This window comes from Pseudomonas sp. Y24-6 (genome assembly GCF_020295325.1).
Lineage (GTDB): Bacteria > Pseudomonadota > Gammaproteobacteria > Pseudomonadales > Pseudomonadaceae > Aquipseudomonas > Aquipseudomonas gregormendelii.
This window is the reverse complement of the sequence record NZ_JACBXG010000012.1, coordinates 132,249-156,873: the sequence shown is the minus strand read 5'-3', so window position 1 is coordinate 156,873 and position 24,625 is coordinate 132,249. Positions and strand designations below refer to the sequence as shown.

Genomic DNA, 24,625 nt, shown 5'->3' with positions numbered 1-24,625 from the left:
ATTCAAATGTCATTGTTAGAAATCAAGAATCTCAATGTTCGCTTTGGCGACAAGAATGCCGTGCCAGTGGTCGATGGCCTCGACCTCAAGGTCGACAAGGGCGAAGTCCTGGCCATCGTTGGCGAGTCGGGTTCCGGCAAGTCCGTGACCATGATGGCGTTGATGGGGCTGATCGAGCACCCGGGCATCGTGACCGCCGACGCGCTGAACTTCGACGGCAAGAACATGCTCAAGCTCAGCAATCGTCAGCGTCGGCAAATCGTCGGCAAAGACCTGGCCATGGTGTTCCAGGACCCGATGACCGCGTTGAACCCGAGCTACACCGTCGGTTTCCAGATCGAAGAAGTGCTGCGCCTGCACCTGAAAATGTCCGGCAAGCAGGCGCGCAAACGCGCCATCGAACTGCTGGAAAAAGTTGAAATTCCGGGCGCCGCCAGTCGGATGGATGCCTACCCGCACCAGTTGTCCGGCGGTATGAGCCAGCGTGTCGCGATCGCCATGGCGATTGCCGGCGAGCCGAAGTTGCTGATCGCCGACGAACCGACCACAGCCCTCGACGTGACGATTCAGGCGCAGATCATGGAGTTGCTGCTGGCCCTGCAGAAAGAGCAGAACATGGGCCTGGTGCTGATCACCCACGACCTCGCCGTCGTTGCCGAAACCGCCCAGCGCGTGTGCGTGATGTACGCCGGCCAGGCAGTTGAAGTCGGCCAGGTACCGCAACTGTTCGACATCCCGGCGCACCCGTACAGCGAAGCGCTGCTCAAGGCCATTCCGGAACACAGCCTCGGCGCCTCGCGCCTGTCCACGCTGCCGGGCATCGTTCCCGGTCGTTACGACCGTCCGCAGGGTTGCCTGCTGTCGCCGCGCTGCCCCTATGTGCAAGAAAATTGCCGCACCCAGCGTCCGGCCCTCGACCCGAAAAGCAACAGCCTCGCCCGCTGCTTCTACCCGCTGAATCAGGAGGTGGCGTAATGGCCGTCGTACTTACCGCCCGCGACCTGACCCGTCACTACGAAGTGTCCCGTGGCCTGTTCAAGGGCCATGCGACCGTACGCGCCCTCAACGGCGTGTCGTTCGAACTGGAAGCCGGCAAAACCCTCGCTGTCGTGGGTGAATCGGGTTGCGGCAAATCCACCCTGGCCCGCGCATTGACCCTGATCGAAGAGCCGTCATCCGGCTCCTTGAAAATCGCCGGCCAGGAAGTCGCTGGCGCCGACAAGGCCCAGCGCAAGCAGCTGCGCAAAGACGTGCAGATGGTTTTCCAGAGCCCGTATGCGTCGTTGAACCCGCGGCAGAAAGTCGGCGACCAGCTGGGCGAACCGCTGCTGATCAACACCAACCTGAGCGCCGCTGAACGTCGCGAGAAAGTCCAGGCGATGATGAAGCAGGTGGGCTTGCGCCCTGAGCATTACCAGCGCTACCCGCACATGTTCTCCGGCGGCCAGCGCCAACGGATTGCCCTCGCCCGCGCGATGATGTTGCAGCCGAAAGTGCTGGTCGCGGATGAGCCGACTTCGGCACTGGACGTGTCGATCCAGGCCCAGGTGCTGAACCTGTTCATGGACCTGCAGCAGGAGTTCAACACCGCCTACGTGTTCATCTCCCACAACCTGGCGGTGGTGCAACACGTCGCCGATGACGTAATGGTGATGTACCTCGGCCGCCCGGTGGAAATCGGCCCGAAGAACGACATCTACGAACGCCCGCTGCACCCCTACACCCAGGCGCTGCTGTCGGCCACCCCGACCATTCACCCGGACCCGAACAAGCCGAAAATCAAGATCGTCGGCGAACTGCCCAACCCGCTGAACCCGCCGCCGGGCTGCGCTTTCCACAAGCGCTGCCCGTATGCGACCGAGCGCTGCAGTACCGAAGAGCCGGCGTTGCGTCTGCTCGACAACCGCCAGGTGGCTTGCCACTACGCCGAGCAGTTCCTCGACGGCGTGGCCTGACAGTGGAATAAAAACCTGTGGGAGCGGGCTTGCCCGCGATAGCGTCCCGCCAGTCGACTTTGATGTCACTGAGGTATCGCCATCGCGGGCAAGCCCGCTCCCACAGGATCATGGACTGGCTGTTCAAGACCCCCTTCTACCTCGACTATGTACATGTCGGGGTGAAGGGGTTTTCTTTTGCCCGAAATGACCTCTTACGTCTGGCTATCGCCTTCATCCGGGTCGTCAGAATCCGGCTCGTCAGTAGTGGAATCATCGTCGTCCGCGCTACCGCCCTGCCCCTGGTCACCGGGCTCGGATTCGGACTTGGCGATCATCAGGCCTGAATGCCCGACCTGCCCGCTGGATGCCTGCTCACCGTGATCAGAGCATTCCGCCCGCGCTGCGGACATGCCAACGGACATAATCACCAAAACCTTTAGCAACAGCAAAATGCGTTGAAGAATGCTCATAGCCGAATCCATCCTTTCTGAGATGCAGCATGGGTGCCTGCCGGCGGTAACCCGGTTACCGTGGCGCTGACTGAAATCTAGTGCCGATCGACCGGGTTCTCCAGATAGGACGCCAGCGAACAGAAGTAATTGCCGCTAACGGACAGATTGGTTTGGAATAATTGTTAGGCCAAAAAATCAAAAGATCGCAGCCTTCGGCAGCTCCTACAGGTATACGCCGAAGGCTGCGATCTTTCGGTCTTCGCCAGAAAGCAAAAACCCCGAGGCTTTCGCAACGGGGCTTTTGTGTGACAGCTCAACGCTTAGTGATGCTCACGCGTCGCACGGAATTTCACATCCGGCCAGCGCTCTTCCATCAGGGCCAGGTTGACCCGGGTCGGGGCGAGGTAGGTCAGGTGACCGCCGCCGTCGACCGCGAGGTTTTCCACAGCCTTGACGCGGAATTCCTCCATCTTCTTCTTATCGTCGCAATCGATCCAGCGCGCCGAGTACACGGTGATCGGCTCGTACGAGCACTCGACCTTGTATTCCTCTTTCAAGCGGCTGGCGACCACGTCGAACTGCAGCACACCCACGGCGCCGAGGATAATATCGTTGCTGCGCTCCGGGAAGAACACCTGGGTCGCGCCCTCTTCGGCCAGTTGCTGCAAGCCCTGGCGCAGCTGTTTGGACTTCAGCGGATCGCGCAGGCGCACGCGACGGAACAGCTCCGGGGCGAAGTGCGGGATACCGGTGAAGCCCAGGACCTCGCCTTCGGTGAAGGTGTCGCCGATCTGGATGGTGCCGTGGTTGTGCAGGCCGATGATGTCGCCGGCGAAGGCTTCTTCCAGTTGCTCACGCTCGGAGGAGAAGAACGTCAGCGCGTCGCCGATCCGTACATCCTTGCCGGTGCGCACGTGGCGCATCTTCATGCCCTTTTCGTATTTGCCGGAGCAGATACGCATGAAGGCGATACGGTCGCGGTGTTTGGGGTCCATGTTCGCCTGGATCTTGAACACGAAGCCGGTGAATTTCTCTTCGATCGGTTCCACGGTGCGCTCGTTGGCGACCCGCGCCAGGGGTTTCGGCGCCCAATTGATCACGGCGTCGAGCACGTGATCGACACCGAAGTTGCCCAGGGCAGTACCGAAGAACACAGGGGTCAGCTGGCCGTCGAGGAATTCCTGTTGGTCGAATTCGTGGCAGGCGCCCTGCACCAGCTCCAGCTGGTCGACGAAGCGGTCGTACTCGTCCCCCAGATGCGCGCGGGCTTCGTCCGAGTCGAGCTTCTCGATGATCTTCACATCGGTACGTTCGTGGCCGTGACCGGCGGTGTAGACGATGATGTAGTCGTCGGCCAGGTGATACACACCCTTGAAGTCGCGGTAGCAACCGATCGGCCAGGTGATCGGCGCGGCCTTGATCTTGAGGACCGCTTCGATTTCGTCGAGCAGTTCGATCGGATCGCGGATGTCGCGGTCGAGTTTGTTGATGAAGCTGACAATCGGCGTGTCCCGCAGACGGCAGACGTCCATCAGCGCGATGGTCCGTGGCTCTACACCCTTACCGCCGTCGAGGACCATCAATGCCGAGTCGACCGCCGTCAGGGTACGGTAGGTATCTTCGGAGAAGTCTTCGTGGCCCGGGGTGTCGAGCAGGTTGACCATGTGGTCGCGATACGGGAACTGCATGACCGACGTGGTAATGGAAATACCCCGTTGTTTTTCCATTTCCATCCAGTCGGAGGTGGCATGGCGGTCGGACTTGCGTGACTTCACCGTGCCGGCAACCGCGATCGCCTTGCCCATCAGCAGGAGCTTCTCGGTGATGGTGGTCTTACCGGCATCGGGGTGGGAAATAATGGCGAAAGTGCGGCGTTTCGCGACTTCGGCGGCCTGTTTGGTCATGGGAAATCGCCTGGCAGGTGATTCAAAAAAGGGCGGCGAGTATAGCTTAAAACGCGCCCCACGGACCACCGCTCGTACCCTCCCCCAAACACCTTCGGCAGCTCCGACGGTGGCTATTTGCTGGTAATTATGGAACCTTTTAAAAGGTAGAGACGTCCACTCCCCTGTTACAGCACTCGTGTCAGGGGCTGATAAATCAGCAAGTTAGCCTGACGAGGCTGCGCTTATGGCTCGATGAGCCACACGCATTTCCCCTGTAGGAGCGAGCTTGCTCGCGATGGACGTCAACGATAACGCGTGCTGTCTGGATGTACGCGTCGCTTGAACGTTTTTCGCGAGCGAGCTCGCTCCTACAGGGAAGGCGTGCGGCATGAGCTGCTTCTCGCGAACGTTGCATTGCCCGGCAGCCAGGAATGGCACTGCCACTCGGGACTGCGTTCGCCGACAAAGAAAAAAAGGAGTCCGCCTGTGGCTATTCGCTATGGCAAAGGGCTGATAGGAGGTGCGGTTGTCGTCGCACTCCTGGCCCTGCTGGTCCACTGGATCGGCATCGATACGATCGAACATTACCGCGACGATTTGTTGTTTTACCTGCAAGCCCATTTGATGCTCGTCCTCGCCTCCATGCTGGCCGCCCTTGTTGTGGGCATACCCGCCGGTATCTTCCTCAGTCGCCCGACCATGGTTGGCCGTGCTGAACGCTTCATGCAAATCTTCAACATCGGCAACACCGTGCCGCCCCTGGCCGTACTGGCCATCGCCCTGGGCATCCTTGGCATCGGCAGTGGTCCTGCGATCTTCGCCCTGTTCCTCGCCTCGCTGTTGCCGATCGTGCGCAACACCTATGAAGGCCTGAAAAACGTCCAGGGTTCGCTCAAGGAAGCAGCCGTCGGCATCGGCATGACGCCGACCCAAGTGTTATGGCGGGTCGAACTGCCAAACGCCGTACCGATCATCATCGGTGGTGTGCGTGTGGCCCTGGCGATCAACGTCGGTACGGCACCGCTGGCCTTCCTGATCGGCGCCAACAGCCTGGGCAGCCTGATTTTCCCTGGCATCGCCCTGAACAATCAGCCGCAACTGCTGCTCGGCGCGGCATGTACCGCCTTGCTGGCCTTGCTGCTCGATGGTCTGGTGACACTGGCCAGCCGCCTCTGGCTCGAACGCGGCTTGCGCCCGTCTTAAGCCTCGGCAAAGGAATATTTATGAAAGCTCTCCATCTGAAAGGCATGACCTTGATAATGGGCTGTGTCCTGCTGTTCGCAGGATTGGCTCAAGCCGCTGAAAAACCGGTGATTCGCATCGGCGCCCGGGTGTTCACCGAACAGACCCTGCTCGCGGAAATCACTTCCCAGTACCTGCGCACCAAGGGTTACGACACCCAGGTGACGGGCGGTCTGGGCAGCAACCTCGCTCGCAGCGCTCAGGAAAGCGGCCAACTGGACCTGCTTTGGGAATACACCGGCGTGTCGCTGGTGGCTTACAACCACATCACTGAAAAGCTCGACAGCGCCCAGTCCTACGCCCGGGTGAAAGAACTCGACGCGAAAAAAGGCCTGGTCTGGCTCACCCCGTCGAAGTTCAGCAACACCTACGCCCTGGCACTGCCGGAAACCACCGCCAAGGCTTATCCGCAGATCAACACCATCAGCGAGCTGAACACGGTGATGCAGGCTGAGGCGAAGACCAACCACCTCGTCGCCCTGGACACCGAGTTTGCCAACCGTTCCGACGGCATGGCCGGCATGGTCGAGCTCTACGGCATGAACCTGACCCGGAAAAACACGCGCCAGATGGATGCCGGGCTGGTCTATACCGCCCTGCGTAATGGCCAGGTGTTTGCCGGCCTGGTCTACACCACCGACGGTCGCTTGAACGCCTTCAAACTCAAGCTGCTGGAAGACGACAAGCACTACTTCCCGGACTACACCGCAGCACCGGTGGTACGCCAGGCTTACCTCGACGCTCATCCAAAACTCGCGGAAGAAATCAAACCGCTGGCCGAGCTGTTCGATGACGAGACCATGCGTGCTCTGAATGCGCGGGTCGACGTCGGTCACGAAAGCCCATCATCCGTTGCCGCCGATTTCCTGCGCCAACACCCAATCAACTAAGGAGGAAAAGACATGGAATTTTTGAACGCCTTTTCCCATCTCGACTGGGCCCAGGTGGCGCATCTGACCTGGCAGCACATCACCCTGGTCGGCATTGCCGTGACCCTGGCGATCGTAGCCGGCGTGCCGCTGGGCATCCTGATGACCCGGTTCCCGACGCTGGCCGGGCCGCTACAGGCCAGCGCCACGGTGCTGCTGACGGTGCCGTCGATCGCACTGTTCGGCCTGCTGCTGCCGTTCTACTCGAAATTCGGCCAGGGCCTGGGGCCGATGCCGGCGATCACCGCCGTCTTCCTGTACTCGCTGCTGCCGATCATGCGTAACACCTACCTCGCCCTGACCGGCGTGGAACCTGGCATTCGCGAAGCCGCCCGCGGTATCGGCATGACCTTCGGCCAGCGCCTGCGCATGGTCGAGCTGCCGATTGCAGTGCCGGTGATTCTCGCCGGTGTACGCACCGCCGTGGTCATGAACATCGGTGTCATGACCATCGCCGCCACCATCGGTGCCGGTGGCCTGGGTGTACTCATTCTCGCTTCAATCAGCCGCAGCGATATGTCGATGCTGATCGTCGGCGCCGTGCTGGTCAGTCTCCTGGCCATCTTCGCCGACCTGCTTCTGCAATGGCTGCAACGCACGCTGACTCCAAAAGGACTGCTCAAATGATCGAACTTCAAAACCTCAGCAAGACCTTCCAAAGCAATGGCAAAGATGTGAAAGCCGTGGACTCCGTCAGCCTGACCGTCAATGAAGGCGAAATCTGTGTGTTCCTCGGACCATCGGGCTGCGGCAAAAGCACCACGCTGAAAATGATCAACCGCCTGATCAAGCCGACCTCGGGCAAGATCCTGATCAACGGTGAGGACACCACCGACCTCGACGCCGTGACCCTGCGTCGTAACATCGGCTATGTGATCCAGCAGATCGGTCTGTTCCCGAACATGACCATCGAGGAAAACATCACCATCGTCCCGCGCCTGTTGGGCTGGGACAAACAGAAATGCCACGACCGCGCCCGCGAGTTGATGAGCATGATCAAGCTTGAACCCAAGCAGTATCTCAATCGCTACCCGCGTGAACTGTCGGGCGGCCAGCAGCAGCGGATCGGTGTGATCCGCGCGCTGGCGGCAGATGCGCCATTGCTGTTGATGGACGAACCGTTCGGCGCGGTCGACCCGATCAACCGCGAGATGATCCAGAACGAATTCTTCGAGATGCAACGCGCGCTGAACAAGACCGTGATCATGGTCAGCCACGACATCGACGAAGCGATCAAGCTGGGCGACAAGATTGCGATCTTCCGCGCAGGCAAATTGTTGCAGATCGATCATCCGGACACCTTGCTGGCGCACCCTGCGGATGACTTTGTCAGCAACTTCGTCGGCCAGGACAGCACCCTCAAGCGCCTGTTGCTGGTGAAGGCTGAAGACGCGGCGGACAACGCGCCATCGGTCAGCCCGGAAACCCCGGTGGCCGACGCCCTGGAGCTGATGGACGAACATGACCGCCGTTATGTGGTGGTGACGGATGGTGAGAACAAGGCGCTGGGCTATGTCCGACGTCGTGACCTGCATCGCCAGGCCGGCACGTGCGCGCAATACCTGCGCGAGTTCAACGCCACGGCGGCCTACGACGAGCATTTGCGCATCCTGCTGTCGCGCATGTACGAGTTCAACCGCTCGTGGTTGCCGGTGATGGACGCCGAGCGGGTGTTCCTGGGTGAAGTCACTCAGGAGTCGATTGCCGAGTACCTGAGCTCCGGCAAGTCCCGTGGCGGCAAGACCAGCATTGTTTCGCCAGCCGAGACTGCGGTCGCCTGACAAAAAATAACTGTAGGAGCGAGCTTGCTCGCGATGCACTCAATGGCCCCGCGGAGTATCAGGTTCCCTGCGCTATCGTTGACGTCCATCGCGAGCAAGCTCGCTCCTGCACGTATTGAAATCTCCCTCCTTGGGGAACATCACACTGTCATGCAGGTCGGTTACATCAGTAACTGTCCAGGACCGCACGACGGAAGCGTGCAAAAACGCGACATTTTTTGTTGATCTCGAGCCCCTCACGCCCTAAAGTTCGCGCCGAACGTCCATGCTGGAAACGATCCATCCGGCTCAAGTACTGACGACGAGACAGCAAGGCCAAGGGAAGCACCGCCTCCCGTGGCCTTTTTTGCTTTCGGCGACATGCCTTGGGAAGTAGGCGAACCAAAGTGGGGATACGGAGGACGTTCATTTACACCCATTGACCAAACCAGTTTGCCCTTAGGAGTCTCCAGCATGTCGATCAACGTCGAAGATTATTTCGAGCGCGCCACTTTTGACAAAATGAAGGCGTTCGCCGACAAGCAAGAAACCCCGTTCGTGGTGATCGACACCGCGATGATCAGCCAGGCCTACGATGACCTGCGCGCCGGTTTCGAGTTCGCCAAAGTCTATTACGCGGTAAAAGCCAACCCGGCGGTCGAGATCATCGACCTGTTGAAAGACAAGGGGTCGAGCTTCGACATCGCGTCGATCTACGAGCTGGACAAGGTCATGGACCGCGGCGTCAGCGCCGACCGTATCAGCTACGGCAACACCATCAAGAAATCCAAAGACATCCGTTATTTCTACGACAAGGGCGTGCGCCTGTTCTCCACCGACTCCGAAGCCGACTTGCGCAACATTGCCAAGGCTGCACCGGGCTCGAAAGTCTACGTGCGTATTCTCACCGAAGGCTCGACCACGGCTGACTGGCCTTTGTCGCGCAAATTCGGCTGCCAGACCGACATGGCCATGGACCTTCTGATTCTCGCCCGCGACCTCGGCCTGGTGCCTTACGGCATCTCCTTCCACGTCGGGTCGCAACAGCGCGACATCAGCGTGTGGGACGCGGCGATCGCCAAGGTCAAGGTGATCTTCGAGCGCCTGAAAGAAGAAGACGGCATTGTGCTCAAGCTGATCAACATGGGCGGCGGCTTCCCGGCCAACTACATCACCCGCACCAACAGCCTGGAAACCTACGCCGAGGAAATCATCCGCTTCCTCAAGGAAGACTTCGGTGACGACCTGCCGGAAATCATCCTGGAGCCGGGCCGTTCGCTGATCGCCAACGCTGGCATCCTGGTCAGCGAAGTGGTGCTGGTTGCGCGCAAATCCCGTACCGCCGTCGAGCGTTGGGTGTACACGGATGTGGGCAAGTTCTCCGGCCTGATCGAAACCATGGACGAAGCCATCAAGTTCCCGATCTGGACCGAGAAGAAAGGCGAGATGGAAGAAGTGGTCATCGCCGGCCCCACCTGCGACAGCGCCGACATCATGTACGAGAACTACAAATACGGCCTGCCACTGAACCTGGCGATCGGTGACCGTATGTACTGGCTGTCGACCGGTGCCTACACCACCAGCTACAGCGCCGTAGAGTTCAATGGCTTCCCGCCGCTGAAATCGTATTACGTGTAAGCGGTCGCCGCGCAAAACAAAAAGCCCATGACGCGTCATGGGCTTTTTTGTGCTTTGAAATGCAGTCCCTGTAGGAGCTGCCGCAGGCTGCGATCTTTTGATCTTGTTTTTCAAAGGCCAGATCAACAGATCGCAGCCTGCGGCAGCTCCTACGGCCAATTGCAGTGCAGGTAGCGTTTCGTCATTGCCCGCAATTACAGGGGATCGCGTTCCAATTCGCTTTGGCGCTGGGCGTAGTCGGTTGCCAATGCGCGGATTTGCGGATCGGCGGCGCTCGCCAACGCCTGGCTCGCCACCCGCAGGAAATTCAGGTTCCCGCCCGCCAGTGCCTTGCGTAACCAGTGCAGCGCTTCGGCGACATTGCCTTCATCCGCCAGCACGGCGGCATAACTGAACTGCCCGCGAAAATCGCCGCCAACCGCCGAGCGTCGATACCAGTCACGCGCCGCCTTCGGATCACCCGGGCAGTACTGGCCTTCTTCAAGATAACGCCCCAGCAGGTTCATCGATTTCGCGTGGCCAAGCCCGGCGGCACGGCGGTACAGAGCAAGTGCCTGCCCCTGATCTTCCGTTACCCCACGCCCGGTTGCCAGCAGGTTGGCGTAGTTGTACATCGCCCAATCCAGGCCTGCGTCTGCGGCGATCCGATAATGCCCGGCCGCCACTGCGGCGTCCGCAGCGCACCCCCACCCGTGTTCATGGCAGCGACCCAGCATGTTGCGCGCCATCAGGTGGCCGCGTTTCGCCGCTATCTCGAACCAGCGCAGGGCCAGTGGCAAATCCTGCTCGATACCTTGCCCGTCCAGCAGAATCTGCCCGAGCAGTGCCTGGGCCTCCAGGAGGTTCTCGCGGGCGGCGATCAGGATGGCCTGGGCAGCACGCGCCGGGCTTTCGTCGAGCATGGCCTTGAGCCGTTCACCGTCCAGAACTTCCTCGCGGCGCAATTGAAAAGTCATACCTCGACCCAGCGGCGCAGCAGGTTGTGATAGGTGCCGGTCAGGCGGATCAATGAAGGATGATCGGGCATGTCCTGAGTCAACTGACGGATCGCCCCGTCCATCTCGAACAGCAGCGCGCGCTGGCTGTCCTCGCGCACCAGGCTCTGGGTCCAGAAGAACGAGGCAAAACGTGTCCCGCGGGTAACCGCGTTGACCTTGTGCAGGCTGGTGCCGGGATACAGGACCATGTCACCGGCAGGCAATTTCACCCGCTGGGTGCCGAAGGTGTCCTGGATCTCCAGTTCGCCGCCGTCATAGTCCTCGGGCTCGCTGAAGAACAGGGTGGCCGACAGGTCGGTGCGCACACGCTCGATACTGTTCTGCGGCTGGCGCACTGCGTTGTCGATATGGAAGTCGAAACTGCCGCCCGCCGTGTAACAGTTCAGCAACGGCGGGAAGACCTTGTGCGGCAGGGCTGCGGACATGAACAGCGGATTTTTCCACAGCCGTTCCAGCATCGCTGCGCCGATTTCCTTGGCCAGTGGATGGCCTTCCGGCAGCTGCAAATTATGCTTGGCCTTGGCCGATTGGTAGCCGGCCGTGATTTTGCCATCGGCCCAATCCGCCTGCTCCAGGGCCTCCCGGATACGCTGCACTTCTTCTTTCGCGAACACGCCGGGAATGTGCAGCAACATGGAGGCAATACCTGAAGGCAAAGGGATGGCAATGGTATTGATTCTTATTGACCGTGTAAAACCCTCGCGACGAACGAATCAGCAAAAACCGTAAGGCTAAATTGTAAAGAATGTAAATTCAGTGCGAATAGTAATGTTTCGCAATTGATACGAATACCTGTTTACCCTATATTCCGCGACCTCAAATCCTTGGGGAGGGGAATTTCAATGTCACGCCAACAACTACAATCACCCGTCAGTTCACCGCGTTTGCTCGCGTCTGCAATTGGCGTGGCAATCACTGCCGGCTCCGCAGGCCAAATGGTTTTCGCCGCAGAGAAGACCGACGCCAAGGCGCAGGGCAACACGATCTCCCTGGACGCCACCTCGATCAACGCTGAAGCTCAGGAAGCGACCAGCTACAACGTCGAAAAGGCCTCCTCGCCCAAGTACACCGCGCCACTGGTAGACACGCCGCGCTCTGTCACCGTGATTCCGCAACAGGTACTCAAGGACACTGGCGCCCTGAACATGCAGGATGCGCTGCGTACCGTTCCGGGCATCACGTTCGGTGCCGGTGAAGGTGGCAACCCCCAGGGTGACCGCCCATTCATCCGTGGTTTCGACGCCCAGGGCGATACGTACCTGGACGGCGTGCGCGACACCGGCTCGCAAAGCCGCGAGATCTTCGCGGTAGAGTCGATCGAAGTCAGCAAAGGCCCGAACTCGGCCATTGGCGGCCGTGGCGCTGCCGGTGGCAGCATCAACATGGTGAGCAAGAGGGCCCACCTGGGCGACTCCCTCGACGGTGGATTCACCTGGGGCTCGGACCAGACGCAACGCTACACCTTCGACGGCAACTACCAGTTCACCGACACCGCCGCTGGCCGTCTGAACCTGATGAGCCACGAAAGCAACGTCGCCGGCCGTGACAGCGTCGACTACGACCGCTGGGGCATCGCGCCGTCCGTGGCTTTCGGCCTGGGTACCGACACCCGCGTCAATCTCGATTACTACCATCTGGAAAGCAACGACACGCCAGACTCGGGTATCCCGTACAGCATTCCGGTTGCCGGTTCTGCCGCGCGCACCAAGTCCAACCCGGACACGCCGGATGACGGTGGCGACAGCAGCAACTTCTACGGCCTGGACGGACGCGACTTCCGCAAGGGCCGCACCGACACCGCGACCATCGCCATCGAGCATGACCTGAACGATGCCCTGACCGTGAAGAACACCCTGCGCCACGGCAGCAGCATGCAGGATTACATCCTGACCCAGCCAGACGACTCCAAGGGCAACGTCAACAATGGCAGCGTCTGGCGTCGTGCCAACACCCGTGTCAGCAACACCGACACCACCACCAACCAGACCGATCTGTTTGGTGACGTGTACATCGCCGGCTTCAAGAACAGCTTCGCTACCGGTATCGAGCTAAGCCGCGAGGAAAGCAAAAAGTCTTCGTACTCCGTCAATACCGACACCACTCCGCTAACTCCAATCACCACAGCGACTCCATCAGGCAGCAACTGCACCCAGGCGATGATCGGTGCTCCGAGCGGCTACAACTGCACCTCGCTGTCGAACCCGAACCCGGGCGATCCTTGGAACGGCGCAATCTCGCGTAACTACGCCGGTACCGACACCACCGGCAAAACCTACGCGCTCTACGTGTTCGACACCCTGACGCTGTCCGATCAGTGGCTGGTGAACATGGGCCTGCGTTACGACCACTTCGACACCGACTACAAAACCTACAATGCTGCCGGCACCACCACCGCCAAGGGCGATGATGTCAGCGAGTTCGTTACTGGTCAGTTCGGCGTAGTCTACAAGCCGGCAGAAAACGGGAGCATCTATGTTTCCTACGCAACGTCGGCAACGCCACCGGGCGCTACCCTCGGCGAGGGCCAGGACGGCAACCCGCTGGGTGGCACTCCAGATCGCACCGGCAACCTGCTGAGCAGCGACATGGAGCCGGAAACCACCAAGAACTACGAAATCGGTACCAAGTGGGATCTGCTCAATGATCGCCTGTCCCTGACCGCCGATATCTTCCGCACCGAAAAGGACAATGCTCGTGTTCAGGTGGGCACCACGTCCTATGAAAACGCCGGCAAGACCCGCGTGCAAGGTATCGAACTGTCGGCCAGCGGCAAGATCACTGACAAATGGCAGGTCTTCGCCGGTTACGCCTACATGGACAGCGAGCAGGTCGACGGCGGCCCACTGGGCGCAGCCAACGATGGCAACGAACTGCCTAACACGCCGAAAAACAGCGCCAGCCTCTGGACGACCTACCAGGTCACGCCGAAGCTGACCGTCGGTGGCGGCGCGTTCTACGTCGATGACGTGTTCGGCAGCGTGGCCAACACCACCATGGTTGATGACTATGTTCGCTACGACGCAATGGTTGCCTACAAGCTGACCAAAAACGTGGACCTGCAGCTGAACGTGCAGAACCTGACCGACGAAACCTACTACGACAAAGCCTTCTCGACCCACTTCGCCAACCAGGCGGCGGGCCGTACGGCATTGTTGAGCACCAACTTCCACTTCTGATAAAGGGTGAACTCCACCCATTGTAGGAGCGAGCTCGCTCGCGATGGACGTCAACGATGACGCAGGCAGCCTGATACCCCGTGCTGTTCTCGAGTTTTTCGCGAGCAAGCTCGCTCCTACAGTGAGTAGCGGGCGATTCTGTAGGAGCGAGCTCGCTCGTGATGGTCGTCAACGATGACGCAGGCAGCCTGATACCCCGTGCTGTTCTCGAGTTTTTCGCGAGCAAGCTCGCTCCTACAGTGAGTAGCGGGCGATTCTGTAGGAGCGAGCTCGCTCGTGATGGTCGTCAACGATGACGCAGGCAGCCTGATACCCCGTGCTGTTCTCGAGTTTTTCGCGAGCAAGCTCGCTCCTACAGTGAGTAGCGGGCGATTCTGTAGGAGCGAGCTCGCTCGTGATGGTCGTCAACGATGACGCAGGCAGCCTGATACCCCGTGCTGTTCTCGAGTTTTTCGCGAGCAAGCTCGCTCCTACAGTGAGTAGCGGGCGATTCTGTAGGAGCGAGCTCGCTCGTGATGGTCGTCAACGATGACGCAGGCAGCCTGATACCCCGTGCTGTTCTCGAGTTTTTCGCGAGCAAGCTCGCTCCTACAGTGAGTAGCGGGCGATTCTGTAGGAGCGAGCTCGCTCGTGATGGTCGTCAACGATGACGCAGGCAGCCTGATACCCCGTGCTGTTCTCGAGTTTTTCGCGAGCAAGCTCGCTCCTACAGTGAGTAGCGGGCGATTCTGTAGGAGCGAGCTCGCTCGTGATGGTCGTCAACGATGTCGCAGGCAGCCTGATACCCCGTGCTGTTCTCGAGTTTTTCGCGAGCAAGCTCGCTCCTACAGTGAGTAGCGGGCGCTTCTGTAGGAGCGAGCTCGCTCGCGATGGTCGTCAACGATGACGCGGGCAGCCAGAGACCCCGCGTTGCTCTCGAGTTTTCGCGAGCAAGCTTGCTCCTACAGGTAGCGCCGAGCGTTACCGCCTGGCCCCGTTCATCCAGATGAACGGGGCTTTTGTGCGTAATAGACCAGGCATCCCGTCAACCCACGGCATAATGCGCGCCGTGATGATTATTTTCGAACGAACAAGGCGAGCGACGTGTTGAAGAAAACCCTGTTCCAGCTGCACTGGTTTTTCGGCATCAGTGCCGGGCTGGTCCTGGCCCTGATGGGCATCACCGGGGCGACCGTGTCGTTCCAGGATGAAATCCTCAGTGCGCTGAACCCATCGGTGTTGCAGGTCCAGAAGCAGGTCGCCGGCGTCCTGCCGCCTGCCGAACTGGTGGAACGCATCGAAGCGGCCTCCGGCAAGAAAGTCTCGATGCTCAGCGTCGAAACCGACAGCGGCGCAGCGGCCAAGGTGTTCTTCACCCCCAAGCCCGGCGAACGCCGCGGCGAGATGCGCTACTTCGACCCCTACACCGCCGAGTTCATGGGCGATGCCGCCGGCCAGGGCTTTTTCGGCCTGATGCTGCAACTGCACCGCTTCCTCGCCATGGGCGATACCGGCCGGCAGATCACCGGGGCATGCACGCTGATCCTGGTGTTCTTCTGCCTGTCCGGCCTGTACCTGCGCTGGCCCCGCCAGTGGAAAAGCTGGCGCGCCTGGCTGACCCTGGACTGGAAGAAAAAAGGCCGCAGCTTCAACTGGGACCTGCATTCGGTCGCGGGCACCTGGTGCCTGCTGTTCTACCTCCTGGCGGCACTCACCGGCCTGTCCTGGTCTTACGAGTGGTACAACAAGGGCCTGACCCGCTTGCTGTCCGACTCACCGCAAAATGAGCGGGTGCGCGGCGGACGCGGGCCTGCCCCCAGCGGTCCGGCGCCGACAGCCGACTACGCGGCCATGTGGAGCAGTATCTACAGCGCTGCGGGTCCCGCACTGAGCGCCTACAACATTCGCATGCCGCCTGTGGCCGGCCAGCCGGCGACCGTGTTCTATCTGCTGAACACCTCACCCCACGACCGCGCCCTGAACCAGATCACCCTCGATCCCGCCACCGGCATCGTCAAGCGGCATGACCGCTACAGCGACAAGAGCCTCAAGGCGCAGTTGCTGACCAGCATTTACGCCCTGCATGTCGGCAGTTACTTCGGGATTGTCGGGCGGGTGATCCTGACCATCAGTGCCCTGACCATGCCGTTGTTCTTCATCACCGGCTGGTTGCTGTACCTCGACCGTCGACGCAAGAAAAAGCACATCAGAGACGCTCGCAACGGTCTTGCCCAACCGTCGGCCGACGCCCCGTCCTGGTTGATCGGGTTCGCCAGCCAGAGCGGCTTTGCCGAACAGTTGGCCTGGCAGACCGCCGGGCAATTGCAGGCCGCCGGCTTGCCGGTGAAAGTGCAGCCACTGGCCAGTGTCAGCGAGCAGGACCTGCAGGATTCGAGCAACGCGCTGTTCGTGGTCAGTACCTTTGGCGACGGCGAAGCGCCGGACAGCGCCCGGGGTTTCGAGCGCAAGGTGCTGGGTCGCGCCATGAGCCTGGACAGCCTGAACTATGCGGTGCTGGGCCTCGGTGATCGGCAGTATCAACACTTTTGCGGATTCGCCCGACGCTTGCACACCTGGCTGGGCGAGCATGGCGGCAAGACGCTGTTCGCCCCGGTGGAAGTCGACAGCGGCGACCCCTACGCCTTGCGTCACTGGCAGCAGCAACTCGGCCAGCTGACCGGACAGGCGCCCCTGGACACCTGGCAAGCACCCAGCTACGACAACTGGACGCTGACCCGTCGCGAACTGATGAACCCGGACAGCAGCGGTTCGCCGGTCTACCTGCTGGGCCTGACTGCCCCCACTGCCAGCGGCTGGCTCGCCGGTGACCTGGTGGAGGTACTGCCGCGTAATTGCCCGTGGGCGATCGAGCACTTCCTCGATGGCCTGGGGATAGACGGGCGAGCCACCGTGACCCTCGATGGCCTGGCACAAACCCTGGAGCAGGCCCTGGCCAGTCGCCAACTGCCGCAGAACCGCGCGCACCTGGTCGGCCTGCATGCCCAGTCGCTGGTGGATGCACTGGTGCCGCTGGCCATGCGCGAGTACTCCATCGCCTCGATCGCCGCCGACGGCATCCTGGAACTGATCGTGCGTCAGGAAGTGCACCCGGACGGTAGCCTGGGCGTCGGCTCCGGCTGGTTGACCGAGCACGCACCGGTAGGTGGCAGCATCAGCCTGCGGGTTCGGCGCAACAGCAGTTTCCACCTGCCAACCGAGCCGGTACCGATGATTTTGCTGGGCAACGGCACCGGCCTGGCCGGGCTGCGCAGCTTGCTCAAGGCGCGGATCGCCGATGGCCAGCAGCGGCATTGGCTGCTGTTCGGCGAGCGCAATCGCGAGCACGATTTCCTTTGTCGCGATGAGCTTCAGGAATGGCTGGTTTCGGGCGATCTGGAGCGTCTGGACCTGGCGTTCTCGCGAGACCAGGCGCAGAAGATTTATGTGCAGGACCGGCTGCGCGAGTCGGCCGATCTACTCAAGCAATGGCTCGCCGAAGGCGCAGTGATCTACATCTGCGGCAGCCTGCAGGGCATGGCCTCAGGGGTGGATCACGTACTCAACGAAGTGCTCGGAATTGAACAAGTCGACAAGCTGATCGAGCAAGGCCGCTACAGACGCGACGTTTACTGATACCCAAAATCCCGGGATATGCCGGCGGGTGCGCCGCCGACATCCTGTAGGAGCGAGCTTGCTCGCGATGGTCGTCAACGATGACGAGGGCTGCATGACACCCCGCGCTGTCTTCGCGTTTTTCGCGAGCAAGCTCGCTCCTACAGGTGGGTATCAGGCCTTGGCGGGCTCGAGTGCCAGTTCGACGGCTTCCGGGCGCTTGAGCAGCGCATAGGCCACCGCTGTCACCAGGCTCCCTGCAACGATCGCCAGCAGATAGAGCAAGGCATGGTTGATCGCATTCGGAATGGCCAGCACAAACAACCCGCCGTGCGGTGCCATGAGCTTGCAGCCGAAGTACATCGACAATGCACCCGTCAGCGCCCCACCGGCGATGCTCGCCGGGATCACCCGCAACGGATCCTTGGCAGCGAAGGGAATCGCGCCTTCGGAAATGAAGCACAGCCCCAACACAAAAGCAGCCTTACCCGCCTCGCGCTCTGACTGGGCGAACTTGCGCCGGGCGATGAAGGTGGCGATGCCCAACCCGATCGGCGGCACCATCCCGGCGGCCATGGTCGCGGCCATCGGTGCATAACTCTGCGATGCCAGCAGCCCTACCGAGAACGCGTAGGCGGCCTTGTTGATCGGCCCGCCAAGGTCGACGCACATCATGCCGCCGAGCAACACGCCCAGCAGGATCGCGTTGGTGGTGCCCATGCTGTCGAGGAAGTGAGTGAGCCCTTCCAGCATCCCTGCTACGGGTTTGCCAACCACATAGATCATCACCAGGCCGGTGAACAAACTGGCGAGCAACGGGATGATCAAGATCGGTTTCAGCGCTTCGAGGCTCTGCGGCAATCGCGCATAACGATTGATCGCCTTGGCGGCATAACCGGCGATGAAACCGGCAATGATCCCGCCGATGAAGCCCGCGCCAAGAGTGCTCGCCAGCATACCGCCGATCATCCCCGGCGCGAGGCCCGGGCGGTCGGCGATCGAGTAGGCGATGTAACCCGCCAGCAACGGCACCATCAGTTTGAATGCGGTATCGCCACCGATCTGCATCAGCGCGGCAGCCAGGGTGCCCTCCTCTTTGAACGCGGTGATGCCGAACACAAACGACAAAGCGATCATCAAGCCGCCTGCCACCACCATCGGCAGCATGAACGACACGCCGGTCAGCAAGTGCTTATAGACGCCCGTCTTCTCCTGCTTGGCGGGGCCTTGGGTTCCACTCGCTGCAGTTTCCTGCGAGCCCTCGGCCAGCGCTTTGTTGAGGGTGGCCTCGGCTTGCTTGAGGGCGATACCCGTGCCGCAGCGGTAGATTTTTTTCCCGGCAAAACGCTCGGTCGCCACTTCGATGTCACAGGCCAACAGCACCACATCGGCCTGGGCAATGGCCTCGGCGCTCAGCGGATTGCGCGCGCCGACCGACCCCTGGGTTTCGACTTGCAGGTCGTAGCCCAGGCGCTTGGCCGCTTGCTGCAGGGCTTCGGCGGCCATGAACGTATGGGCGACACCGGTCGGGCAGGCGGTAATCGCCACCAGTCTCGGCGCGGCCTGGCCGGTGGGCAGTGCCTGGGCAACGGCTTCGGGGGCCACGTAAATCTGCGCCTCATCGGCGCCCTTGCGCAGCACCGCCTCCACGTCCTGCAGGGCCTGGGCCGGAGTGCTCTGGAACACGCGCTTGCCGACGAATCTCGACATGTCCACAGGCGCACTGGTCACCAGCAATACCCACTCGGCCGCCTCCAGGGTGGCGGCCGACAATTGCCGCTCAGGGTGCGCCGCATCGGTGACTTCGACGCTGGTGCTCCAGCCCTGGCGCTGCGCTGCAGCATCCAGCAAACGGGCGCACAGCACACTGGTGACCATGCCGTTCGGGCAGGCCGTAACAATGGCTAACTTCATGACAATCCCTCTTATTGTTCTGTCAGGGGGCGTACACGCACACCCTGTTCGAGCTGCGCCAATTGCGCGGTGTCGCCAATGCCGAAGCCAATCTGGGTCACGGCCATCGCGGCAATCGCCGTGGCGGTGCGCAGGGTCTGTTCAGGCGTGTCTGCGCTGAGCAAACCGTGGAGCATGCCGGCAAGCAACGAATCACCTGCGCCCACCGTGCTGGCGACGCTGACCTTGGGCGGCGTGGCGTGCATCGCCGAGCCAACGCTGAACCAGTTCACACCTTGCGCGCCATCGGAGATCACTACGTGCTCGATACCTTGCGCGTGCAGGCGACCCGCTACTGCAGTTTGCGCAGCCACCGACACCATTTCGCTATCGAATACCTCGGCCAGTTCTTCGGCGTTGGGCTTGATCAGCCAGGGTCCGGCCTTGAGCGCTGCGCGCAGGGCTTCGCCGCTGGTGTCGAGGGCCACCTTCAGGCCGAGATTCTTCAGACGCTCGATCAGTGCCTGCAACCATGCCGGGCTGACACCCTGGGGCAAGCTGCCGGCGACGACGACCGCGTCATGATCGGGCGCGATTTCATCCAGGCGGTCAAGCAACGCCTGCTGCGCCGCGACGCTGACCAGCGGTCCCGGACCGTTGACGTCGGTGATGCGCCCATCGCTCTCGGCGAGTTTGAGGTTGCTGCGGGTTTCACCCGGAACACGAATGAACTCATCGACAAAGCCACGCTTGGCGAACAGCGTCTCGAATGCCTGGGGATTGTCTGCGCCGAGAAACCCGCTGACCGTCAATTGATGCCCGAGGTCTGCCAGTACCTGCGCCACGTTCACGCCCTTGCCGGCCGCGTGGGTGTGCATCTCGTCACTGCGATTGACCTGGCCGGGTTCAAGGCGGGGCAACTGGACAGTGAGGTCCAGTGCCGGGTTGAGAGTCAGGGTCAGGATCTTGGCCATTACAGGGCCTCCACTAGTGCGCGTACTTCATTCGCGCTGCCGACGGCCAGGGCCTGGCGGGCAACGGTTTGGGCCTGGGTGAGGCTGAGCTCGCGGATGCGCGCCTTGACCTCGGCGATGCTGCGACCAGAGACGCTCAACTCATCCACGCCGAGGCCGACCAGGACTGGCACCGCCAGTGGATCGGCAGCCAGCTCGCCGCACACACCGACCCATTTGCCATGGGCGTGGGCGGCTCGCACGGTGATGTCGATCAGTTGCAGCACCGCCGGGTGCAAGCCGTCCGCCTGCGCCGACAGGGTCGGATGGCCACGGTCGATGGCCAGGGTGTACTGGGTCAGGTCATTGGTGCCGACGCTGAAGAAGTCGACTTCCTTTGCCAGCACCGGCGCCAGCAAGGCCGCCGACGGCACTTCGATCATGATCCCCAGTTGCAGGTCCGCCACAGGGATTTCCAGCCGCAGGCGCTCGGTCATGTCCCGGGCCTGGCGCCATTCGTCGACGCTGCCGACCATGGGAAACATGATGCGCAATGGCCGGTTGTCCGCGGCCCGCAGCAAGGCCCGCAATTGCGCTTCCATGACCTTGGGACGTTGCAGGGTCAGGCGAATGCCCCGCACTCCAAGGAAAGGGTTTTCTTCCTTGGCGATCGGCCAATACGGCAAGGGTTTGTCACCGCCGACATCGAGGGTGCGTACCACCAGCGGGCGACCGGCGAGGCCATCGAGCACGCGGCGGTATTCCAGCTCTTGCGTGGCCTCGTCCGGCAGTTGCGGATGAGCCATGAAGATCAGTTCGGTACGCAGCAGGCCAATACCTTCGGCGCCCTGCTCCACCGCACTGGTGACCCCCGCACTTTCGCCAATGTTGGCAAACACTTCCACGGCGTGGCCGTCGCTGGTCAGCGCCGGTTGGTGCCGCTGCTCGGCGGCGGCCTTGAGCCGCTGGTCGCGGGTATCACGTTCTTCGGTGGCGCGTTGCAAGGTGGCGGCGTCGGCGTCCACGTGCAGGCGACCGCGCTGGCCATCCAGCAGCAATGGCGTACCTGGGGCCAGCAGCAACACGGCCGCGCCCGCACCGACCAGGGCCGGAATGCCCAGGGCCCGGGCGACGATTGCACTGTGTGCCGTAGCGCCGCCGCGTGCAGTGAGGATGCCGGCAACGCGCGCCGGGTCGAGACGTGCCACATCGGAAGGACCGACTTCGTCCATCACCAAAATGTAGGGTTGATCCGGCTCGCTCGGCGTCTCGATGCCACAGAGTTGCGCCAGCACCCGGCGCCCGATGTCCCGCAGATCGGCTGCGCGTTCGGCGAGCAATGCATCCTGCAAGGCTTCCTGTTGCCGGGCCGCCGCTTCGATCACCGCCATCCACGCAGCTTCCGCGCTTTCGCCCTGCTTGAGTCGGGTGTCGACTTCGTCGGTGAGTTCCGGGTCGTCGAGCATCTCCTGGTGGGTGATGAAAATCTCGCGGATGGCCTTGGCCTTGCTGCGTTCGATCAACCCTTGAATATCTTGCCGCACCTGGGTCAACGCCAGTTTGAGACGCTCGCGCTCGATAGCGGCCGACTCTCCCCGCAGCGGGTATTCGATGGCTTGCAGCACCTGGATATGCGCCGGGCCGATGGCGATCCCGGGAGCGGCGGCGATCGCCTGGATCAGGCTGCCGGAGGCTGGTGCCAGAAGCACCTCGGCGATGTCGGTGAGCACTTCTCGCTGCTGGCTCACGGCAGGCAATGGCTCGACTTCCTCGCCAAGGCCCTCTTCGATGGCAGCCAGCAAAGCCGGCAACGCGTCAGCGGCAATTCCCGGCTCGGCGACAAATTCCAGCACCTGACCACGGCGCGCGCCAAGGCTCAGCAGCTTGCTCAAACTCTTCACCGACACCGCGCTGTCCTGGCCATCGACGATGCGAACCCGGATCTCGCCGTCGAAACCCTTGGCCAGTTGAGCGAGAATCTTCGCCGGGCGTGCGTGCAAACCATGGGCATTGGCCAGGGCGATCCGTGCGCTTGGCCAGTCGGCAGGCAATTCACCGCCCAGCACCTCGAGGACTTTGCGGCTGCTCGTGGCACGGCCCAGTTCATGGCCACGCCCTTCGATCAACAATGCGCACAGACGCTCGAGCAGGGCCTGATGCGCCTCGCCGAGGCTGGCCAGACAGAACAGGCCACTCAGCGGCTGGCCGAGGTAACGCATCGGCTTGTCCGGCGTGACGAAGGCCAGGCCAGGACGCTTGACTGTCTGTTCGCTGTGCAGCCACCACAAACCGTCTCCCAGCGGCAGCGCTTCAACCTGCTGCAATACCGCAGCGAAACCATTACTCACACAATCCGCCTGGCGCAGTAGACGCGCACCGCGCCACACCAGCTCTTCGAAGTCGTCGGCGGACACACCCAGGCCAATCATCTGGGCATCCAGCGCCAGTTCCTGCGGTGCGCCCTGCAGGAGCTTGAGCAAGGCTTCGGCGCTGCTGGCGCGACGCAGGGCCTGGCCCAGGTCAGTCTCGCCCAGGGCGCGGGTCAGCAGTTGCAGCAGGCGCAGGTGTTCATCGGATTTGGCCGCGATACCGATCGCCAGGTAGACAATCTGCCCGTCGCCCCAGTCCACCCCTTCGGGGAACTGCATCAGGCGCACGCCGGTGGAAAACACCTGGTCGCGGGTATCCGGGGTACCGTGGGGGATGGCAATACCTTGACCGAGAAAAGTCGAGCCCTGGGCTTCCCGGGCTTGCAAGCCGGCAAGATACCCCTCGGCGACCAGTCCATCGGCAACCAGGTGCTGGGCCAGTAAATGCAACGCTGCGGACTTATCCACGGCCGATTGGCCCATGGATATCTGCTCAATAGTGAGCTCGAGCATGCTTTCTCCTTTTTGGCGCCGACAAGGTGCCAGGTATTGTTTTGGATAGTTCAGCTTAGGCGCTTGTTCAGCAAATTTGGCAGTTTCACGGCAGAACTGGCCAAGGCGCCTTAAACGTAGAAAATACGCCTGCTGAAACGTTTAATCTAGAAAGATTGGCACGTTACTCGATAATGTCCCATCCTTGAAGTCCAGATTGTCGGATGCGCTGCGACAATGGTCGCCTGCCTGAATCGGGTAGGATTGGCGAAAATGTCGGGCAAGCTCGAAAAAACAAGGAAAACCCGAGTTGAAACTCAGTGATATCGCCCAGTTGGCTGGGGTCTCCGTGACTACCGCCAGTTACGTCATCAATGGCAAGGCTGAACAGCAGCGCATCAGCAGCGCCACGGTCGAGCGCGTGCGCGCGGTAGTCGAACAGCATGGCTTCACCCCCAATCCACAAGCGGCAGGTTTGCGCAGTCGGCACACCCGCACGCTGGGGTTCATTCTGCCGGATCTGGAAAACCCCAGTTACGCGCGAATCGCCAAATTGCTCGAACAAGGCGCACGGGCCCGTGGCTATCAGCTGCTGATCGCCAGTTCGGACGACGCACCCGAGAGCGAGCGGCAACTGTTGCAGCTGTTTCGCGCCCGGCGCTGCGATGCGCTGATCGTCGCCAGTTGCCTGCCCAGTGGCGACGACAGTTATCGCCAGCTGCAAGCCAAGGGTATTCCGATCATCGCGATCGACCGGGTCATGGAACCCGAGCATTTCTGTTCGGTGATCAGTGACGACCGCGAAGCCAGTCTGCAATTGACCCGCAGTCTGTTGCAGCCCTTGCCCGCGCAGATTGCCCTGATCGGCGCGCGCCCTGAACTGAGCATCAGCCAGGAGCGTGCTGCAGGCTTCAAGCAAGCGTTGGCCGGGTTTGATGGCGAGGTGCTGATAGAGCACGGCGAATCCTTCAGCCGCGAATGTGGCAAGCAGTTGATGGAGCAAATGCTGCAACGCCTGGGGCACCTGCCCGACGCGCTCGTTACCACCTCCTATGTGTTGTTGCAGGGCGTGTTCGATGCCTTGCACGATTTCCCGCTGAAATCCCGGCCGTTGCGCCTTGGCACATTTGGCGACACCCAGTTGCTGGATTTCCTGCCACTGCCGGTGAATGCCATGGCCCAGCAACATCAGCTGATCGCCGACAAGGCCCTGCAACTGGCATTGGCAGCCATCGAGCAGTCGGACTATCAACCTGGCGTGCAAGCCATCGCCCGGACCTTCAAGCAGCGTATTCGCCAGGACTGAATC

Annotated in this window: 17 protein-coding genes and 1 pseudogene; 11 read left to right on the top strand and 7 right to left on the bottom strand. The window is 61.4% G+C overall.

Going from position 1 to position 24,625, the window contains the following annotated elements:
* The first annotated feature begins 6 nt into the window (after positions 1–6).
* Together HYI44_RS22110 and HYI44_RS22105 are read left to right on the top strand one after the other, a co-directional pair.
* Positions 7–975: an ABC transporter ATP-binding protein gene (locus HYI44_RS22110; RefSeq protein ID WP_122837486.1), complete on the top strand. Its 969-nt coding sequence runs from the start codon at positions 7–9 to the stop codon at positions 973–975.
* Positions 975–1,955 carry a peptide ABC transporter ATP-binding protein gene (locus tag HYI44_RS22105; RefSeq protein WP_045061495.1) on the top strand — a complete coding sequence of 327 codons (981 nt, stop codon included), beginning with the start codon at positions 975–977 and terminating at the stop codon, positions 1,953–1,955. Before HYI44_RS22110 ends, HYI44_RS22105 begins: the two co-directional genes overlap by 1 nt.
* A gap of 194 nt (positions 1,956–2,149) precedes the next feature.
* Here HYI44_RS22105 and HYI44_RS22100 read toward each other — a convergent pair whose 3' ends face one another.
* Together HYI44_RS22100 and HYI44_RS22095 are read right to left on the bottom strand one after the other, a co-directional pair.
* The gene (locus HYI44_RS22100) at positions 2,150–2,407 is read right to left on the bottom strand and encodes a hypothetical protein (protein WP_225570539.1); all 258 of its coding nucleotides are present in this window, start codon (positions 2,405–2,407) and stop codon (positions 2,150–2,152) included.
* Positions 2,408–2,709: 302 nt separating this feature from the next.
* Entirely contained in the window at positions 2,710–4,293 is a 1,584-nt protein-coding gene (locus tag HYI44_RS22095) for a peptide chain release factor 3 (RefSeq protein ID WP_225570538.1), read from the bottom strand.
* A gap of 468 nt (positions 4,294–4,761) precedes the next feature.
* Here HYI44_RS22095 and HYI44_RS22090 point away from each other — a divergent pair, with 468 nt between their 5' ends.
* From HYI44_RS22090 to HYI44_RS22070, 5 genes are all read left to right on the top strand, one after another.
* Positions 4,762–5,478 (top strand): ABC transporter permease, encoded by a 717-nt coding sequence (locus HYI44_RS22090; RefSeq protein ID WP_122837484.1) that lies wholly within the window; start codon positions 4,762–4,764, stop codon positions 5,476–5,478.
* 20 nt (positions 5,479–5,498) lie between these two features.
* The gene (locus HYI44_RS22085) at positions 5,499–6,407 is read left to right on the top strand and encodes a glycine betaine ABC transporter substrate-binding protein (protein WP_412548504.1); all 909 of its coding nucleotides are present in this window, start codon (positions 5,499–5,501) and stop codon (positions 6,405–6,407) included.
* 12 nt (positions 6,408–6,419) lie between these two features.
* Positions 6,420–7,073 carry an ABC transporter permease gene (locus tag HYI44_RS22080; RefSeq protein WP_045060019.1) on the top strand — a complete coding sequence of 218 codons (654 nt, stop codon included), beginning with the start codon at positions 6,420–6,422 and terminating at the stop codon, positions 7,071–7,073.
* Entirely contained in the window at positions 7,070–8,227 is a 1,158-nt protein-coding gene (locus tag HYI44_RS22075; protein WP_122837483.1) for a betaine/proline/choline family ABC transporter ATP-binding protein, read from the top strand. The genes HYI44_RS22080 and HYI44_RS22075 overlap by 4 nt, the downstream gene beginning before the upstream one ends.
* 453 nt (positions 8,228–8,680) lie before the next feature.
* Positions 8,681–9,844: a type III PLP-dependent enzyme gene (locus HYI44_RS22070; protein ID WP_045060021.1), complete on the top strand. Its 1,164-nt coding sequence runs from the start codon at positions 8,681–8,683 to the stop codon at positions 9,842–9,844.
* 194 nt (positions 9,845–10,038) lie between these two features.
* On the opposite strand, the gene HYI44_RS22065 is transcribed toward HYI44_RS22070, so the two are convergent.
* Positions 10,039–10,800 carry a tetratricopeptide repeat protein gene (locus HYI44_RS22065; RefSeq protein WP_225570537.1) on the bottom strand — a complete coding sequence of 254 codons (762 nt, stop codon included), beginning with the start codon at positions 10,798–10,800 and terminating at the stop codon, positions 10,039–10,041.
* Positions 10,797–11,477: a Fe2+-dependent dioxygenase gene (locus HYI44_RS22060; RefSeq protein ID WP_045060023.1), complete on the bottom strand. Its 681-nt coding sequence runs from the start codon at positions 11,475–11,477 to the stop codon at positions 10,797–10,799. The genes HYI44_RS22065 and HYI44_RS22060 overlap by 4 nt, the downstream gene beginning before the upstream one ends.
* A gap of 207 nt (positions 11,478–11,684) precedes the next feature.
* On the opposite strand from HYI44_RS22060, the gene HYI44_RS22055 reads away from it, so the two are divergent.
* The 3 genes and pseudogenes from HYI44_RS22055 (at position 11,685) to HYI44_RS22050 (ending at position 17,630) form a co-directional block, all read left to right on the top strand.
* Positions 11,685–14,018: a TonB-dependent receptor gene (locus tag HYI44_RS22055; RefSeq protein ID WP_225570536.1), complete on the top strand. Its 2,334-nt coding sequence runs from the start codon at positions 11,685–11,687 to the stop codon at positions 14,016–14,018.
* A gap of 633 nt (positions 14,019–14,651) precedes the next feature.
* Positions 14,652–14,732, top strand: a pseudogene (locus HYI44_RS29420) (outer membrane lipoprotein carrier protein LolA); the annotation flags it as partial.
* Between the two features lie 369 nt (positions 14,733–15,101).
* Positions 15,102–17,630, top strand: a complete 2,529-nt coding sequence (locus HYI44_RS22050; protein WP_225570535.1) for a PepSY domain-containing protein — start codon at positions 15,102–15,104, stop codon at positions 17,628–17,630.
* Positions 17,631–17,783: 153 nt separating this feature from the next.
* On the opposite strand, the gene HYI44_RS22045 is transcribed toward HYI44_RS22050, so the two are convergent.
* From HYI44_RS22045 to ptsP, 3 genes are read right to left on the bottom strand one after another with little or no spacing between them, the layout of a single operon-like run.
* Positions 17,784–19,523, bottom strand: a complete 1,740-nt coding sequence (locus HYI44_RS22045; RefSeq protein ID WP_225570534.1) for a PTS fructose-like transporter subunit IIB — start codon at positions 19,521–19,523, stop codon at positions 17,784–17,786.
* An 11-nt stretch (positions 19,524–19,534) separates the two neighbouring features.
* Positions 19,535–20,476 (bottom strand): 1-phosphofructokinase, encoded by a 942-nt coding sequence (gene pfkB / locus HYI44_RS22040; RefSeq protein ID WP_225570533.1) that lies wholly within the window; start codon positions 20,474–20,476, stop codon positions 19,535–19,537.
* A complete protein-coding gene (gene ptsP, locus HYI44_RS22035; protein WP_122837476.1) occupies positions 20,476–23,337 on the bottom strand; it encodes a phosphoenolpyruvate--protein phosphotransferase in 2,862 nt (953 codons plus the stop codon). Before ptsP ends, pfkB begins: the two co-directional genes overlap by 1 nt.
* 289 nt (positions 23,338–23,626) lie before the next feature.
* Between ptsP and cra the strand changes: the two genes are divergently transcribed.
* Positions 23,627–24,622 carry a catabolite repressor/activator gene (cra, locus tag HYI44_RS22030; RefSeq protein ID WP_122837475.1) on the top strand — a complete coding sequence of 332 codons (996 nt, stop codon included), beginning with the start codon at positions 23,627–23,629 and terminating at the stop codon, positions 24,620–24,622.
* Positions 24,623–24,625 lie beyond the last annotated feature (3 nt).

Coding starts and splice junctions, on each gene's coding strand:
- HYI44_RS22110 (WP_122837486.1), top strand. CDS start 7: ATGTCATTGTTAGAAATCAAGAATCTCAATGTTCGCTTTGGCGACAAG.
- HYI44_RS22105 (WP_045061495.1), top strand. CDS start 975: ATGGCCGTCGTACTTACCGCCCGCGACCTGACCCGTCACTACGAAGTG.
- HYI44_RS22100 (WP_225570539.1), bottom strand. CDS start 2,407: ATGAGCATTCTTCAACGCATTTTGCTGTTGCTAAAGGTTTTGGTGATT.
- HYI44_RS22095 (WP_225570538.1), bottom strand. CDS start 4,293: ATGACCAAACAGGCCGCCGAAGTCGCGAAACGCCGCACTTTCGCCATT.
- HYI44_RS22085 (WP_412548504.1), top strand. CDS start 5,499: ATGAAAGCTCTCCATCTGAAAGGCATGACCTTGATAATGGGCTGTGTC.
- HYI44_RS22080 (WP_045060019.1), top strand. CDS start 6,420: ATGGAATTTTTGAACGCCTTTTCCCATCTCGACTGGGCCCAGGTGGCG.
- HYI44_RS22075 (WP_122837483.1), top strand. CDS start 7,070: ATGATCGAACTTCAAAACCTCAGCAAGACCTTCCAAAGCAATGGCAAA.
- HYI44_RS22070 (WP_045060021.1), top strand. CDS start 8,681: ATGTCGATCAACGTCGAAGATTATTTCGAGCGCGCCACTTTTGACAAA.
- HYI44_RS22065 (WP_225570537.1), bottom strand. CDS start 10,800: ATGACTTTTCAATTGCGCCGCGAGGAAGTTCTGGACGGTGAACGGCTC.
- HYI44_RS22060 (WP_045060023.1), bottom strand. CDS start 11,477: ATGTTGCTGCACATTCCCGGCGTGTTCGCGAAAGAAGAAGTGCAGCGT.
- HYI44_RS22055 (WP_225570536.1), top strand. CDS start 11,685: ATGTCACGCCAACAACTACAATCACCCGTCAGTTCACCGCGTTTGCTC.
- HYI44_RS22045 (WP_225570534.1), bottom strand. CDS start 19,523: ATGAAGTTAGCCATTGTTACGGCCTGCCCGAACGGCATGGTCACCAGT.
- pfkB (WP_225570533.1), bottom strand. CDS start 20,476: ATGGCCAAGATCCTGACCCTGACTCTCAACCCGGCACTGGACCTCACT.
- ptsP (WP_122837476.1), bottom strand. CDS start 23,337: ATGCTCGAGCTCACTATTGAGCAGATATCCATGGGCCAATCGGCCGTG.